At 65.6% G+C, this 13,871-nt stretch carries 16 protein-coding genes; 11 read left to right on the plus strand and 5 right to left on the minus strand.

Annotated features, from left to right (window positions below):
* Window positions 1-106: 106 nt before the first annotated feature.
* From QO011_RS24705 to QO011_RS24750, 10 genes are all read left to right on the plus strand, one after another.
* The gene (locus QO011_RS24705) at window positions 107-1,180 is read left to right on the plus strand and encodes a substrate-binding domain-containing protein (protein WP_307277888.1); all 1,074 of its coding nucleotides are present in this window, start codon (window positions 107-109) and stop codon (window positions 1,178-1,180) included.
* 74 nt (window positions 1,181-1,254) lie between these two features.
* Window positions 1,255-2,250, plus strand: coding sequence for an ABC transporter permease (locus tag QO011_RS24710; RefSeq protein WP_307277890.1), 996 nt, complete (start codon window positions 1,255-1,257; stop codon window positions 2,248-2,250).
* A gap of 40 nt (window positions 2,251-2,290) precedes the next feature.
* A complete protein-coding gene (locus QO011_RS24715) occupies window positions 2,291-3,100 on the plus strand; it encodes an ATP-binding cassette domain-containing protein (protein WP_307277893.1) in 810 nt (269 codons plus the stop codon).
* Window positions 3,101-3,139: 39 nt separating this feature from the next.
* Window positions 3,140-4,387, plus strand: coding sequence for an LVIVD repeat-containing protein (locus QO011_RS24720; RefSeq protein ID WP_307277895.1), 1,248 nt, complete (start codon window positions 3,140-3,142; stop codon window positions 4,385-4,387).
* Between the two features lie 57 nt (window positions 4,388-4,444).
* Window positions 4,445-5,212: a 2-oxo-tetronate isomerase gene (otnI, locus tag QO011_RS24725; RefSeq protein WP_307277898.1), complete on the plus strand. Its 768-nt coding sequence runs from the start codon at window positions 4,445-4,447 to the stop codon at window positions 5,210-5,212.
* 7 nt (window positions 5,213-5,219) lie between these two features.
* Window positions 5,220-5,990, plus strand: coding sequence for a 2-keto-4-pentenoate hydratase (locus QO011_RS24730; protein WP_307277902.1), 771 nt, complete (start codon window positions 5,220-5,222; stop codon window positions 5,988-5,990).
* A complete protein-coding gene (locus tag QO011_RS24735) occupies window positions 5,987-6,937 on the plus strand; it encodes a 2-hydroxyacid dehydrogenase (protein WP_307277906.1) in 951 nt (316 codons plus the stop codon). Before QO011_RS24730 ends, QO011_RS24735 begins: the two co-directional genes overlap by 4 nt.
* Before the next feature lie 3 nt (window positions 6,938-6,940).
* A complete protein-coding gene (locus tag QO011_RS24740) occupies window positions 6,941-7,705 on the plus strand; it encodes a GntR family transcriptional regulator (protein WP_307277910.1) in 765 nt (254 codons plus the stop codon).
* 99 nt (window positions 7,706-7,804) lie between these two features.
* Entirely contained in the window at window positions 7,805-8,485 is a 681-nt protein-coding gene (locus QO011_RS24745; protein ID WP_307277912.1) for an aspartate/glutamate racemase family protein, read from the plus strand.
* The gene (locus QO011_RS24750) at window positions 8,482-8,799 is read left to right on the plus strand and encodes a putative quinol monooxygenase (RefSeq protein ID WP_307277915.1); all 318 of its coding nucleotides are present in this window, start codon (window positions 8,482-8,484) and stop codon (window positions 8,797-8,799) included. Before QO011_RS24745 ends, QO011_RS24750 begins: the two co-directional genes overlap by 4 nt.
* Before the next feature lie 24 nt (window positions 8,800-8,823).
* Here the strand turns inward: QO011_RS24750 and QO011_RS24755 are convergent, their stop codons facing one another.
* From QO011_RS24755 to QO011_RS24765, 3 genes are read right to left on the minus strand one after another with little or no spacing between them, the layout of a single operon-like run.
* Complete coding sequence (locus QO011_RS24755; RefSeq protein ID WP_307277917.1) at window positions 8,824-10,371, minus strand: DHA2 family efflux MFS transporter permease subunit; 1,548 nt, start codon at window positions 10,369-10,371, stop codon at window positions 8,824-8,826.
* Entirely contained in the window at window positions 10,364-11,593 is a 1,230-nt protein-coding gene (locus QO011_RS24760; RefSeq protein WP_307277919.1) for an HlyD family secretion protein, read from the minus strand. Before QO011_RS24760 ends, QO011_RS24755 begins: the two co-directional genes overlap by 8 nt.
* Window positions 11,586-12,050 (minus strand): MarR family winged helix-turn-helix transcriptional regulator, encoded by a 465-nt coding sequence (locus QO011_RS24765; protein WP_307277922.1) that lies wholly within the window; start codon window positions 12,048-12,050, stop codon window positions 11,586-11,588. The genes QO011_RS24760 and QO011_RS24765 overlap by 8 nt, the downstream gene beginning before the upstream one ends.
* A 203-nt stretch (window positions 12,051-12,253) precedes the next feature.
* Between QO011_RS24765 and QO011_RS24770 the strand changes: the two genes are divergently transcribed.
* The gene (locus QO011_RS24770) at window positions 12,254-12,547 is read left to right on the plus strand and encodes a hypothetical protein (RefSeq protein WP_307277924.1); all 294 of its coding nucleotides are present in this window, start codon (window positions 12,254-12,256) and stop codon (window positions 12,545-12,547) included.
* A 16-nt stretch (window positions 12,548-12,563) separates the two neighbouring features.
* Here the strand turns inward: QO011_RS24770 and QO011_RS24775 are convergent, their stop codons facing one another.
* Together QO011_RS24775 and QO011_RS24780 are read right to left on the minus strand one after the other, a co-directional pair.
* The gene (locus tag QO011_RS24775) at window positions 12,564-12,776 is read right to left on the minus strand and encodes a hypothetical protein (RefSeq protein ID WP_307277928.1); all 213 of its coding nucleotides are present in this window, start codon (window positions 12,774-12,776) and stop codon (window positions 12,564-12,566) included.
* Between the two features lie 93 nt (window positions 12,777-12,869).
* Window positions 12,870-13,868 carry a Gfo/Idh/MocA family protein gene (locus QO011_RS24780; protein ID WP_307277931.1) on the minus strand — a complete coding sequence of 333 codons (999 nt, stop codon included), beginning with the start codon at window positions 13,866-13,868 and terminating at the stop codon, window positions 12,870-12,872.
* Window positions 13,869-13,871 lie beyond the last annotated feature (3 nt).

The raw sequence follows: 13,871 nt of genomic DNA on the forward strand, positions 1-13,871 counted from the left end.
ATTATCAATAATCCTATTGACGAGAAAGGATCGTCGTCGCATTGTCCTCGGCAACGCCGCAGCCGGCCTCTCGACGCCCGGCAGAGAACGGCGCGAGGAGGAAATCATGATCAATTCGACAATGCGGCGCCGTATCATCGGCAGGATGGCGACCGGGTTCATCGTCTTGAGCGGCATCTCTTTCGGCAGCCTGCAGCCCGCTCTCGCCGAAGAGCCAATCACGATGGGTGCTTCGGTGCCGTATATGAACGACCCTGCTTGGGTTCGTATCGTCGATTACGCCCAATACGTCGCCAAGATACTCGATATCAATCTCGTTGTTGTCGATGCCGCCGGCAAGGAAGACAAGCAGATCCAGGACGTACAGTCGTTGCTGTCGCGCGATGTGAAAGCCCTGATATTCGTCCCGGTCTCGGCGGCAAATGCCCCGGCCATCATTCGCCTCGCCGACCGCGCGAAGGTGCCGGCAATCGCGACCGACCGATATCCCGGCTTTCCCGCCAACAACAAGGAATCGCCCTATCTGACCTTCGTCGGCCCCGACAATGTCGATGCGGGACGCAAGATTGCGCAATTCATGATCGACCAGGGCGTCAAGAATTTCGTGGCCATCGGCGGCACGCCCGGCGATTCGAACAATCAGGAACGCTCCAAGGGAATGCGCGACGCGATCGCCGCCTCAGCCGACAAGGGCGTCAAGCTCCTGCAATATGTCGGCGTCCTTCAATCCGAGGACAACGGTTACGCGACGATGCAAAACCTCCTCTCGGCCCATCCGAGCGGAACCATCGACGGCGTCTGGTGCTATAACGACGCGCTCTGCGTCGGGGCTTACCGGGCGATCAAGCAGGCCGGACGGGACAAGGAGATCAAGATCGGCTCCATGGACCTCAATCCGCAGGCTCTCGATCTGATCAAGGACAAGACGAACTTCATCTATTCGATCGGCGGTCATTGGCTGATGCTCGGCTTTGCCGAGATGATCGCGTATGACTATGTGCACGGACATAAGCCTCTGTCCGACTTCTCACGCATTGAAGATGTCGGCGTCGACGCGGACGGATTCAGCAAATTCAAAGCCCAGTATATCGACTCGAACCCACCTTTCGATATCAAACACTATATGCTGACGTTCAATCCGGACACCAAGACACAGACCCCTCCCCTGACGCTCAAGTAAGCCGACGCAGGAAAACGCAGTCGAGAGATTGCTTGCGGTCTCTCGACTTTGCAACAGCGCAATCCGGATCTTCAATGTCCTCTCAGATCACTGCATCCTGGCGCCGTCGGCTCGAACTGGGGCGCTTCGCAACATCATTCCCGGGCATGGCGTCCGATATTCTCGGGCGCTATATCGCCTATGCCGCGCTGATCTTGCTCATCGTGTTTTTCGGACTGCTGGCGCCCTCGCTGTTTCTCACGCGAGGCAATTTCGAGACGATCCTGCAGAACAGCGCCGTGCAATGCGTGGTCGCGATCGGGATGACATTCGTGATCCTCATCGGCAGCATCGATCTTTCGGTTGGATCGAACATGGCGCTGACCGCGACCCTTGCCGCCATGGCGAGCAACCAGATCGGCAGCAGCGCCTTTTTCCTGACGCCGCTGATCGGCGCCCTCATCGGCCTGACCAACGCTCTCGTCTTCGTTCATGGTCGCATACCCTCGTTCGTGGTCACGCTGGGCTCCTTGTCGGTTGCCCGCGGCCTGACGCTGATCATCAGCAACGGCACGCCGGTTCCGATCCCTTTCGACGGCCTCTTTTCCGACATCGGCATCCCGCCGGTCCCGATTTTCATCGTGATCGGGCTGGCCCTGGTCGCCTCCTTCGTGCTGCTCAAGACGACCTTCGGCCGCTACACCTTTGCCATCGGCGGTGACGAGGACAAGGCCAGCATGCTCGGCCTGCCGGTCAATGGCGTGAAGATCGCCGTGTTCACCATGTCCGGTGCCCTGGCCGGCCTCGGCGGAGGCATCCTGGCCGCGGAGATCGGCTCGGGCAGCCCGACAATGGGGACAGGCTTTGAATTGACCGCCATCTCGGCGGTGGTGATCGGGGGCACCTCGCTGACGGGGGGGCGCGGCTCGATCCTCGGCACCATCGTCGGCAGCCTGGTCATGAGCACGCTCGCCAACGGCCTCATCATCCTGGGCATATCGACGGATGTGCAGACGGTCCTGACCGGCATCGTGCTGGTGGGCGCGGTCCTGCTCTCGATCCAGCGCGGCAAGATCAAAGTGATGAAATAGCGCGAGCCTTCTTCTCCCCATCAAAATCGGAATTGCCAAGATGACGACCGCGGCAACTCAGGCACACAACGGCGCGAATGCGTGGAGCACGGCGAGGAACTCCACGCCCTTCCTGCAGATCCGAGGCCTTTGCAAGCAGTTCGGCGGCATTCAGGCGTTGCGCGATATCGATCTCGACATCTATCCCGGCGAGGTTCTCGGCCTGCTGGGAGACAATGGCGCCGGAAAGTCGACACTCATCAAGAGCATTTCGGGTGTCTACATACCGACTTCCGGCACGATGCAATGCGAAGGAAAATCCGTCTCGATCTCGTCTCCGAACGTCGCCCGTTCCCTCGGCATCGAGACGGTCTTTCAGGACCTCGCCCTGATCCCCAATCTGGATGCCGCCGCCAACCTGTTCATCGGCCGCGAGATCGGCTGGTTCAAGGGCCTCCTTCGCGTCATGAACCAGCGCGCGATGCTGGAGGACGTCAAGAAGACGCTGGACCAGCTCGACATCCATATTCCCTCGCTTCGCCTCGACGTGGAGGGCTTTTCAGGGGGCCAGAGGCAGGCCATCGCGATTGCCCGGGCGATACGCTGGAAGGCCAAGCTCGTCATTCTCGACGAGCCGACGGCAGCGCTCAGCGTTCCGGAACAACGCAAGGTCCTGGCCCTGACGCGCCAGCTGGCCTCCCAGGGCGTCGCGGTCATCTACATCACCCACAACATCCTCGACGTCATTGCCGTCACCGACCGCCTGGCCATCCTTCACCGGGGCCGGAAGGCAGCCGAGATCGCCACGAAAGACTGTGACGAGCACGAAATCGTCTCCCTCATCATGGGCAAGAGCAAGCCCTCGATCTGACGACGGCCCTGCCGCCGCGCGCCCTTTCGGAGAGAAGTCATGACCGAATGCCCATCGCCAGCTTACGCCAGGAACATGCGCCTGATCGGTTTCAGCGATCAGGGCGGCCGGCCGGATGGCAACCAGCTGATGGTGCATCGCGGCTATGCCTATGTCGGCCACATGTATTCGAAGGGATTCAGCATCATCGATGTGCGCGATCCCAAGAATCCCCGCTTCGTCAGATATATGGAAGCCCCGCTCCACACCTGGAACATCCATCTCCAGGCGCACGACGATCTGCTTCTGGTGGTCAATGGCCGTGACATGAAGGCCCTGCCTGCCTTCTCCGACGACAAGAGCTATTACAAGGCGAAATCATCGACCGCCTTCAACCTGGGAAGGGAGGATCGGACCTGGACCGCCGGCATGAGCGTCTGGGATCTGTCGAAGCCCGAGGAGCCGCGCCAGATCGGCTTCATGCCGGTGGAGGGCGTGGGTCTTCACCGGATCTGGTACGTCGGCGGACGCTGGGCCTACGCTTCGGCGCTGCTCGACGGCTTCAGCGACTACATCATGATCACCATCGACATGGCCGATCCGACGAAGCCCGTCGAGACGGGGCGATTTTGGCTGCCCGGCATGAATCTGGCGGCCGGCGAGACGCCGGACTGGCCCTTGGAATTCGGGCGCTACGGGCTGCATCATCCCATCGTCCACGGCGACACGGCCTATTGCAGCTGGCGTGATGGCTGTCTTGCCGTCGTCGACGTCGCCGATCGGGCAAAGCCGCGGCTCATCGCGCACAAGAGCTGGGCGCCTCCCTTCGGCGGCGGCACCCACAACGCCTTGCCACTGCCCGATCGCGACCTGCTCGTCGTTCTCGACGAGGCCGTGCTCGACCATCAGGAGGATGGCGACAAGCCGATCTGGCTGTTCGACATCCGCGAGCCTTCCAACCCGGTCAGCATCTCGACCTTTCCCTCGCCCAGGGACGCCGACTACAAGGCGAAGGGCGGCCATTTCGGGCCGCACAACATCCATGAGAACCGGCCGGGCTCCTTCGTCAGCTCGGACCTGATCTTCGCGACCTATCAGAATGCCGGACTGAGGGTCTTCGACATTCGCGACCAATATGCCCCTGTCGAGGTGGGAGCCCTCGTGCCCCCGCCGCCGCCCCGGATGATGGATGGAAAGTCGGGCCGGGACCCGGTGATTCAGATGTGCGACGTTTTCGTCGACAGCAATGGCCTGATCTTCACCACCGATCACCACGCAGGGCTCTGCATTGTCGAGTTCAACGGCTGATGCCGCTGGTTCTCACTCCATTCAACCAAAGCAGCGCCGCGCTGCGAGGACTGTGAAATGCCGAAATTCTGCGCCAACCTCAAATGGCTCTTCACCGAGTTGCCATTCCTGGATCGGTTCGACGCCGCGGCGCGCGCCGGTTTTCAGGCCGTCGAATACGCCTCGCCTTACGAGTTCAGCGCCGCTGAAATCCGCGGCCGATTGCGAGCCTGCGGCCTTCGCCAGGTGCTGTTCAACACGCCCGCCGGTGGCGGCTCCGGCATGGCGTGCGTCCCCGCGCGACGTGACGAGTTCCGGGACGGTGTGAGGAAGGCGCTGGACTACGCGGCGGACCTGGACTGCGGCCTGGTCCATCTGATGGCGGGCATCGTCCCCTCCGATCTCAGCCGCGACACGGCCGCGGCCGCCTATGCCGCCAACGTTGCCTGGGCTGCGGATCAGGCGGAGCCGGCCGGCGTGAGGCTGGTCCTCGAACCGATCAATCAGCGCGACGTGCCCGGCTTCTTCCTCCGGACGCAGGAAGAGGGCGCGGCGGTTGTCGAGGCGATCGGGCGCGAGCGCATCGGCCTTCAGTTCGACATCTACCATTGCCAGGTGGCGCAGGGCGATGTGACGCGCCGGCTGGAGGCCCTGATGCCGGCAATCGCCCACATGCAGGTTGCCGACGTTCCCGGCCGCAACGAGCCGGGGACGGGTGAGATTGCCTGGGACTATGTGTTTCGGCGGATCGATGAGCTGGGTTACGCGGGATGGGTCGGCTGTGAGTATCGCCCGGCGACGGAAACAAGCGCCGGTCTCGGCTGGCTGAAGCGCTTCTCGGCGTGAGGGCCGCATGATGGTGCTCGAACCCGTCGATCAAGCCGCCTCCGCCCTTCTGCAGGCCCGCCGAGCCCGTCGCTGGCTCCCTTCGCTGCCCGAAGCCTGCCGCCCGCGGTCCTTGCGGGACTCCTATGCCATTCAGGGCAAGGTTCTTGCCGAGCTCGGCCCTATTGCAGCCTGGAAGGTCGGTGCGCCGAGGCCGGACGCGGAACCCGCTTGCGCCGCGATCGCAACGGCCACGACGTTCGAATCCGGAACCGTGATTCCCGCCGCCATGTTTCATATGCTCGGCATCGAGGCGGAGATCGCGTACCGGCTTTCGTCCGACCTGCCGCCACGCGATCGGGACTATGAGCCCGACGAGTTGATCGCGGCCATCGGCTCTATTCATCCGGTGATCGAGATCTCCGACACCCGTTTTGTCGAATGGGCCTCGCAGGATCGCTTCAGCCACGTCGCGGACCAGCTCAATCACGGCGCGCTCATCGTCGGAGAGGGGCGCTCGGATTGGTGCGATGTCGCGGTGACGTCGCAGGAAACCATCCTGTCGATCAACGGCGAGACCAGCGCAGCGGTCGTGGGGGGCAACCCCGCCGGAGACCCGCTTCGTCTGCTCCTCTGGCTCGCCAATGTCGGCGCCCGCCCGTTCGGCGGGCTTCGGGCCGGGACGGTTGTGACGACAGGGTCGGTCACCGGAGTCGCATTCGTCACGGCGCCCGCGAAGGTCGCCGCACGGCTGCCCGGCATCGGGTCCGTCACGGCGACGATCGGAGAAGACCGATGACCCCGGATGCCTCCGCCGCGAAACCCGGGCTTCTGCTGCTGGACCGCTTCAACCAGACCACCGAGAACCGATTCGCCGAGAGCTTCGACGTCCATAGGTCCTATGAACCGGGGTTCTCCCTTGAAAAATATGCCGCGGACATCGTTGCGATTGCGACCTCGGGCGCCAAGGGCGCGCCGAATGAGGTCGTCGAGCATCTTCCCCGGCTTCGGATCGTGTCGATCCGCGGCGTGGGTACCGATGCCGTCGACCTCCAATTGACCCATCGCCACGGGATCGTGGTCACGACGACGCCGAACCTCCTCACCGATGATGTCGCAGATCTCGCGCTCGCACTCCTCCTGGCCTGTGCCAGGCGTCTCTGCCAGGCGGACCGTTTCGTCCGCGCGGGAGGCTGGAAGCCGGGTTCCGCGCTGCCGCTCGGGCGAAAGGTGACGGGAATGCGCGTCGGGATCGTCGGGTTGGGCCGGGTCGGCCGAGCGATCGCGAGGCGCCTCGAGGCCTTCCGCGCAACGATCCGCTACAGCGACATCCAGGCGTTCGAGGATGTGCCCTACGCGTTCGCCCCGACGGTGCTGGCCTTGGCGCAGGGCTGCGATGCGCTGATTCTGGCGGCCTCCGGTGGCCCGGCGTCGTTCCGCATCGTCGACAGGGCGGTGCTGGGGGCCCTGGGACCGCAGGGCCTGCTGATCAACGTCGCTCGCGGCAGTCTCGTCGATGAGCAGGCCCTGGTCGAAGCCCTGGTCGAGCACCGGCTCGGCGGCGCCGGGCTGGACGTTTTCGTTGACGAGCCGAACGTTCCTTCTGCCCTGTTGGGGCTCGATCGGGTCGTCCTCCAGCCTCACCGGGCCAGCGCCACGGAGGATACACGGCAGGCGATGGAGACCCTTGTGCTCGACAACCTGTTGGCGCATTTCGCCGGCGAGCCACTGGTCGGCGTGGTGTGATCCATGCAGGAGAGACCGGCAGGCACACAAGGCATTCGTGGGAGCGGAATGGTATCGGCAGCTCGGGCTCAAGATGAAGGCAGTTCGGCGAACCGCAAGGACAGCGACATGCTCAACCCTGTCGTTGCGTCGCTTGAACAGGATATCGTGCTTGGACGTCTTCACCCTCGCGAGAGGCTGGTGGAAGACGATCTCATGCGCCGCTTCTCGGTGAAAAGGCACGTGATCCGCCAGGCGTTGGCGGATCTCGAGCAGATGGGCGTGGTCGATCGCATCCCCAATCGCGGTGCCATGGTTCGCGTCTATGCCGCCGAGGATATCCAGCAGCTCTATGTGGTGCGCGATCTCCTCGAGACCCAGGCCGCCAGCCTCGTGCCGATGCCGATGGACAAGGCCGATCTCGATGATCTCAAGGCCATCCAGGCCGTGCACGACCAGGCGGTCGCCCATGGAGATCTCGGCCTCGTCTTCCGCTCCAACGTCGAGTTCCACGAACATCTGTTCGCCAAGACCGGCAATCGCTACCTCGCCGAGGCCATCAAGCAGTTCGCGCTGCGAACGCATGGCATCCGCTTCTATTGCCTGACCTATCCCGGCTATCTCGAGCAGTCCCGCCGGGAGCACTGGCTGATGATCGAGGCCATCGAGGGCCGCGACAGGGCGACGCTCGTGAGGCTGTGCAGCCAGCACCTGCTCGCTTCGCGGCTCTGTTACGAGAAGGCGGCCGGCCTGCGCGTCGCCACCGAGGTGCCCGTCGATGCGCGTTGAAACGTGCCGAATCCCGCAAGTCGGGCTCGCCGGATGTTGTCCCGGCGGCCTGGCAAGCCCTTCCGGAAATCGCCGCAAGTCCCACAGCGAAAGCCGATCATGACACGAATAGCGTTGATCCACGCCGTGCAGGCCGCCGTGCAGCCTATCGAGGATGCCTTCAAGGCCTATTGGCCGGAGGCCAGGCGCACCAATCTTCTCGACGACTCCTTGACGCGCGACCGCGAGATCGCCGGAGACCTGACCCCGGAACTTTCGCAACGGATGGTCGGTCTCGCCTCCTATGTGGCAGGAACGGGCGCGGATGGGATCCTGTTCACCTGTTCCGCCTTCGGCAAAGGTATCGAAGCCGCCGCCCGCGCTCTGCCGATCCCCGTTCTCAAGCCGAACGAGGCCATGTTCGATGCTGCGCTCGATGTCGGCGGCCGCATCGGCATGCTGGCGACGTTCGAGCCAGCCGTGGCTTCAATGGAGGAGGAGTTTCATGAGCTCACACGCCAGCGAGGATCGGACGCGACGATCGAAACCCTGGTGGTGCCGGGCGCACGCCGCGCTCTCATGGCGAATGACCTCCTGGAGCATGACCGCCTGATCGCCAATGCTGCCCCGGCCCTGCATCATTGCAGCGCGATCATGCTGGCGCATTTTTCCATGGCCTCGGCCGAGAAGGCCGTCGCCGCGAATTCAGACCGCATCGTTCTGTCTGCGCCAAGGAGCGCAATCGAGAAGCTCAAGTCCGCGTTGGGGCAAGCACACAGAGAGGAGCTCGGAGACACATGATCCATGTCATCGCCACCATCACGGCCAAGCCCGGCCACCGCGATGCGGTTCTTGCCCATTTCCGCGCGAACATGCCGGCTGTGCGGGCTGAAAAGGGATGTATCGAGTACACGCCCGTTGTCGATGTCGCGAACGGTGGCTCCAGCCAGACAGCGCTCGGGCCCGATACATTCATGGTCATCGAAAAGTGGCAGACGATCGACGATCTCGCCGCGCACGCGGCATCGAGCCATATGGCGGCCTATGCGGCCAAGGTCAAAGATCTGCTCGCCGCGCGCACGATCCGCGTTCTGACGGCCGCCGTCGAAGCGTGAAAGAGGCGGCCGCCGCCCGGCCACTCACTCCATCGCCACGCTGTGATCCACCGCCGGCTTGGCCTGGGGCTTCCTCAGCAGCATCACCAGCGGCATCGCCACCAGCGACATCAGCATCAAGAGCTTGAAGTCGTCGATATAGGCGATGATCGTCGCCTGCGCCGTGATCAGGCTGTCGAGCGCGGCGCGGCCGGCGGCGGTAAGGGGGTCGAGGCTGTGCTGCACGGCCGTGGTGTCGAAGCCGCGGTTGAACGGCGTGACATAGGCGCCGATCGAGGCGTGGTTGACCTGGACGTTCTCGGTGAGCAGGGCCGAGACCACCGAGATGCCGACGCTGGAGCCGACATTGCGCGAGAGGTTGTAGAGGCCGGTGCCCTCGCCGCGCATCTGCGCCGGCAAGGTGGAGAAGGCGACCGTCGTCAGCGGCACGAACAGGAAGCCGAGGCCGGCGCCCTGGACGAAGCCGACGGAGACGATGGTCCATTCCGAGACGTCGGGGGTCCAGCCGGTCATGTCGTACATGGCCCAGGCGGTGAGGCCGAGGCCGGCCGCGAGCAGCACGCGTGTGTCGACCTTGCCGATCAGCCGGCCGACGATGAACATGCACACCATCGTGCCCATGCCGCGCGGACCCATGACGATGCCGGCGGTCATCACGGGATAGCCCATCAGCGTCTGCAGATAGGGCGTCATCAGCGCCAGCGAGGCGAGATAGGTGACGCCGACGACGAAGATGAAGAACATGCTCACCGCGAAGTTGCGGTCGAGGAACAGGCGCGGATTGACGAAGGAGCGCTCGGCCGTGAAGGTGTGCGCCAGGAAGAGGTAGAAGGCGCTGGCCGCCACCAGCGCCTCGATCTGCACCTCCGCCGAGGAGAGCCAGTCGAGCTGCTCGCCGCGGTCGAGGAAGAGCTGCAGGCCGGCGATGGCGATCGAGAGCATGCCGAAGCCGAACCAGTCGAGCCGGGCCTGCGAATCCGCCTTCGTCTCCGTCACGAAGGTGACGATGCCGAGGAAGGCGACGAGGCCGATCGGCACGTTGATGTAGAACACCCAGCGCCAGGAGATGTTCTCGGTCAGCCAGCCGCCGATCACCGGCCCGAGCACCGGGCCAACCATCACGGAGACGCCGAACAGCGCCATGGCCGAGCCGCGCTCCTCCGGCGTGTAGATGTCGAGCAGGATGCCCTGGGAGAGCGGCACCAGCGAGGCGCCGAACACGCCCTGCAGCAGGCGGAAGCCGACGATCTGGGGCAGCGACTGCGCCAGGCCGCACAGCACCGAGGCGACGACGAAGCCGGCGATGGCGACGAGCAGCACGTTCTTGCGCCCGAACCGGGCGGCGAGGAAGCCGGAGGGCGGCGTCATGATCGCCGCGGCGACGATGTAGGAGGTCAGCACCCAGTTGATCTGGTCGGCGCTGGCCGAGACGCTGCCCTGGATATAGGGCAGCGCCACGTTGGCGATGGTGGTGTCCAGCGCCTGCATGATCACCGCCAGGATGACGCAGGCGGTGATGGCGCCGCGATTGGCGACCGGAGAGGCCGCCGGCTGGGCTACGGCGTTACTCATGGTCCTTGCCGCCGGGGAAGCGGCCGAAGAGGTTGGTGACGAAGTCCGGCAGGCCGCGGGCATGGCCGGTGTCGATATCGGCCGTGACGCTCATGCCGACGCGCAGCGGCGGCCTGCCGGCCATGTCGTCGATGCTGATGCGCATCGGGATGCGCTGCACCACCTTCACCCAGTTGCCGGAGGTGTTCTGCGCCGGCAGGAGCGAGAAGCTGGAGCCCGAGGCCGGACTGATGCTGGCGACCTTGCCCTTCCATTCGACGCCGGGATAGGTGTCGACGGTGATGGTCACGGGCTGGCCGGGCCGGACATAGGTGAGCTCGGTCTCCTTCGGCATGGCCGAGATCCAGACATTGCTGGTCGAGACCAGCGAGAAGCCGGGCTGCGAGGCCTGCAGGTAGGAGCCGACCTGCAGCGAGGAGACGTTGGTGACGATGCCGTCGAAGGGCGCGCGCACGATGGTGTCGTTGAGGTCGCGCTGGGCGGCGTCGACCCCGGCCTGGGCCTGGAGGTAGAACGGGTTCTGCTCCACCGTCTGGTTCGGGTCGTTGCCGAGCTGAGCCAGCATGGCCTGGGCCGCGGCCTTGGCCACCGCCACCTTCTGCAGGCCGGCGTCGAGGTCGTGCTTGGCCGAGTCGTAGGCGGCGCGCGAGGCGGCGGCGCTGGAGGCGAGGTCCTGCTGGCGCTTGAACTGGGTCTGGTAGAAGGGAATGTCGGCCTCGGCCTGGGCGATCTGGGCCACGGCCTGGTCGTAGCTCGCCTTCAGGGTCAGCACCTGGTTGCGCACCGTGCCGAGCTGCGCCTGCGCCCCGGCGAGCGCGATGCGGAAGGACTCGCCCTTCAGCCGGAACAGCACCTGCCCCTTCTTGACCACCTCGTTGTCGTGCACCTCGATCGAGGAGACGATGCCGGAGACGTCGGTGGAGACGCCGACCATGTCCGCCCGGACATAGGCGTTGTCGGTCGACATCACCTGCCCGCCGGTCACGTAGTAGTAGCCGCCGACGACGAGCGCCACCGGCAGCAGCGCGAACAGGAACGGGCGCAGGCGGCTGCGGCGCGGCTTGGCGGGAGCGGGCGGGGCCTGCGGCGGAGCGACGGCGGGCGCGGGGGCGGAAGGCGCCGGAGCCTTGTCGTCGCGACGCAGCTCGGCGACACCAGCGGCCTGCGCCGTGCCGGCGTCGGTCTCGGGGGTGGCGCGCAGGGGGGAGGAACCGTCAGCCATGGCTTGCCTTCCTGTCTTCGACCGGCGTACGGCAGGCGTCGATCAGGTTCGTCTTCATGAGGGTGAGCGTCTTGAACAGATGCTCGCGGTCTTCGTCGGCGACGCCGGCGAGGGCTTCGGCACGGCTGACGTCGCCGATGGCGCGCATCTGGGTCATCAGCGGCAGCGCCGCGTCGCGCAGATAGAGCTGCCAGATGCGGCGGTCGGTCGGATGCTGGCGGCGCTCGATCAGGCCGCGCTCCTCCAGCTTGTCGAGGATGCGCACCAGGGTGATGCCCTCGATCTCCAGGATCTCGGCGAGGCCCCCCTGGTGGATGCCTTCGTTGTTGGCGAGGTAGGCCAGCGTCTGCCACTGCGAGCGGGTCAGCCCCAGGCCCCGGGCGCGCTGCTCGAACCGCTTGCGCAGGAGCCGCGCGACATCATGCAGCAGGAAGCCGAGGGTGGGCGTGTTGTTCATCAAAGAGAAGCCTGCTAGTCATAAGCATCCTTATGACAAAGATGCATATAGAAAGCATGGCCTCGTTGTGCAAGCGTCTGGATGCCGCATGGCGCGGATTTTCGCGGCGGCCGACGTCTCCGGCCGAGGCGGCCGGTCGTGGGAGAAACACGGGAACGGCGCGCCGGTTCCGGACCTGCCGGCCGGCTCTGGCCGCGGCCCTGATGCTGATCCTCGCCGCCGGCCCCGCGGCCGCGGCCTCGCCGGTGAGTTGCGGCGGGGCGGCCATGCTCGGCGCGGCGCAGCTCCTGTGCAGCCACACCGACCCGAAGCAGCCGACGCAGCTGTGCACCTTCAGCTGGGACCTGGTGACCTCGGACAATGTCAGCAAGGTGGTCGAGGGCTCGTTCCTGCTGCCGCCCGGCTCGTCCAACGTGCAGGTCTATTCCGGCAGCGGCTTCAACAACCAGCTCTCCCAGCCCATCATCCTGTGCCAGGCGAGCAAGAGGGCGCAGTGACGCCGCGCCGCGGCCGTCAGTGCCGGGTCCGTCCGCCGGCCGGCGCAGGCGCGCGCCTGGCCTTGCGCAGCGGCTCCTCCGAAGCCGGCGCGCCCTCGCTGCGCTCGGCGAGGTCGAGCCAGCCGCTGGCCATCGCGACCATCAGCAGCCGCTCCTTCTCCGTGCCCGCGATCCTGGCAAGGCGCAGGCAATCGGCTGCGAACCTGCGATATTGAGCCGAACGTTCCACGCGCCGCGATCCCCTCTCACGCAGAGGCAACGCGCGGCGGCGCGGAAGGTTCCGACGTCCTCGTGCACCGCCGAACCCGGCGGCGCTGCGGGCTCAGACCGTCTCCCAGGCGCCGCTCTTCTCCGAGCGGAACAGGGCATCGATGATGCGCATGTTCTGCACCGCGTCGGCCGGGCCGTAGGGCAAGGCGATCTCGCCGCGCACCGCGGCCGAGAAGGCGTCGGCCTCCTCCGCATATTGGTCGACGGGCTCGGTCAGGCTGGCGACGGCCGAGCGGTCGCCGAGCTGCGAGCCGTCGTCGGCGAGGGTCTTGCCCGCCTCGCCCTGCGGCGCGTTGAAGGGGATGACCACTTCCAGCCGCTTCCTGGTGCCGACGATCTCGACCCGCTGGAACGGGGTGAGCTGCGTCGACACGGTGAAGTCGAGCCGCCGGCCGCCGCCGAAGTCGAGGATGGCGGTGGCGAGCCGGTCGACGCCGCTGACGGGATCGCGGTCGACCAGGGCGACCACCCGCAGCGGCTCGGCCTCGAAGATGAAGCGGGCGACGACGATGGGGTAGCAGCCGATGTCGAGGATGCCGCCGCCGCCGATATCGGCCATGTTGCGAATGTTCTGGGGATCGTCGTTGAAATAGGAGAAGAAGCACTGGATGGCGCGCACCTCGCCGAGCGCCCCCGAGCGGGCCGCCTCGCGCGCCGCCAGCCATTGCGGATGGAAGCGGACCATGAAGGCCTCCATCACCAGCCGGTCCTGCGGCAGGGCGAGGAGGCGCTCGGCATCCGCCGTGTCGAGGCCGATCGGCTTCTCGCACAGCACATGCTTGCCGGCCGCCACCGCCTCGAGGGTGAGCGGCACGTGCAGGTGGTTGGGCAGCGGGTTGTAGACCGCCTCGATGTCGGGATCGGCCAGGAGCTCGGCATAGGAGCCGTAGGCGCGCGGGATGCCGAGCTCGGCGGCCGCCGCCTTGGCCCGCCCGAGGTCGCGCGAGGCGATCGCCGTCACCTCGGCCGTGCGCGAGCGCTGGATGCCCGGGATGACCTTCCCGGTGCCGATCAGGGCGGTGGAGAGGATGCCCCAGCGGGTCTTGGTCATGAT

This window comes from Labrys wisconsinensis (genome assembly GCF_030814995.1).
GTDB lineage: Bacteria > Pseudomonadota > Alphaproteobacteria > Rhizobiales > Labraceae > Labrys > Labrys wisconsinensis.

Excerpts from the sequence above, each read along its gene's own strand:
- QO011_RS24705 (WP_307277888.1), top strand. The coding sequence starts at position 107 with ATGATCAATTCGACAATGCGGCGCCGTATCATCGGCAGGATGGCGACC.
- QO011_RS24710 (WP_307277890.1), top strand. The coding sequence starts at position 1,255 with ATGTCCTCTCAGATCACTGCATCCTGGCGCCGTCGGCTCGAACTGGGG.
- QO011_RS24715 (WP_307277893.1), top strand. The coding sequence starts at position 2,291 with ATGACGACCGCGGCAACTCAGGCACACAACGGCGCGAATGCGTGGAGC.
- QO011_RS24720 (WP_307277895.1), top strand. The coding sequence starts at position 3,140 with ATGACCGAATGCCCATCGCCAGCTTACGCCAGGAACATGCGCCTGATC.
- otnI (WP_307277898.1), top strand. The coding sequence starts at position 4,445 with ATGCCGAAATTCTGCGCCAACCTCAAATGGCTCTTCACCGAGTTGCCA.
- QO011_RS24730 (WP_307277902.1), top strand. The coding sequence starts at position 5,220 with ATGATGGTGCTCGAACCCGTCGATCAAGCCGCCTCCGCCCTTCTGCAG.
- QO011_RS24735 (WP_307277906.1), top strand. The coding sequence starts at position 5,987 with ATGACCCCGGATGCCTCCGCCGCGAAACCCGGGCTTCTGCTGCTGGAC.
- QO011_RS24740 (WP_307277910.1), top strand. The coding sequence starts at position 6,941 with ATGCAGGAGAGACCGGCAGGCACACAAGGCATTCGTGGGAGCGGAATG.
- QO011_RS24745 (WP_307277912.1), top strand. The coding sequence starts at position 7,805 with ATGACACGAATAGCGTTGATCCACGCCGTGCAGGCCGCCGTGCAGCCT.
- QO011_RS24750 (WP_307277915.1), top strand. The coding sequence starts at position 8,482 with ATGATCCATGTCATCGCCACCATCACGGCCAAGCCCGGCCACCGCGAT.
- QO011_RS24755 (WP_307277917.1), bottom strand. The coding sequence starts at position 10,371 with ATGAGTAACGCCGTAGCCCAGCCGGCGGCCTCTCCGGTCGCCAATCGC.
- QO011_RS24760 (WP_307277919.1), bottom strand. The coding sequence starts at position 11,593 with ATGGCTGACGGTTCCTCCCCCCTGCGCGCCACCCCCGAGACCGACGCC.
- QO011_RS24765 (WP_307277922.1), bottom strand. The coding sequence starts at position 12,050 with ATGAACAACACGCCCACCCTCGGCTTCCTGCTGCATGATGTCGCGCGG.
- QO011_RS24770 (WP_307277924.1), top strand. The coding sequence starts at position 12,254 with ATGCTGATCCTCGCCGCCGGCCCCGCGGCCGCGGCCTCGCCGGTGAGT.
- QO011_RS24780 (WP_307277931.1), bottom strand. The coding sequence starts at position 13,868 with ATGACCAAGACCCGCTGGGGCATCCTCTCCACCGCCCTGATCGGCACC.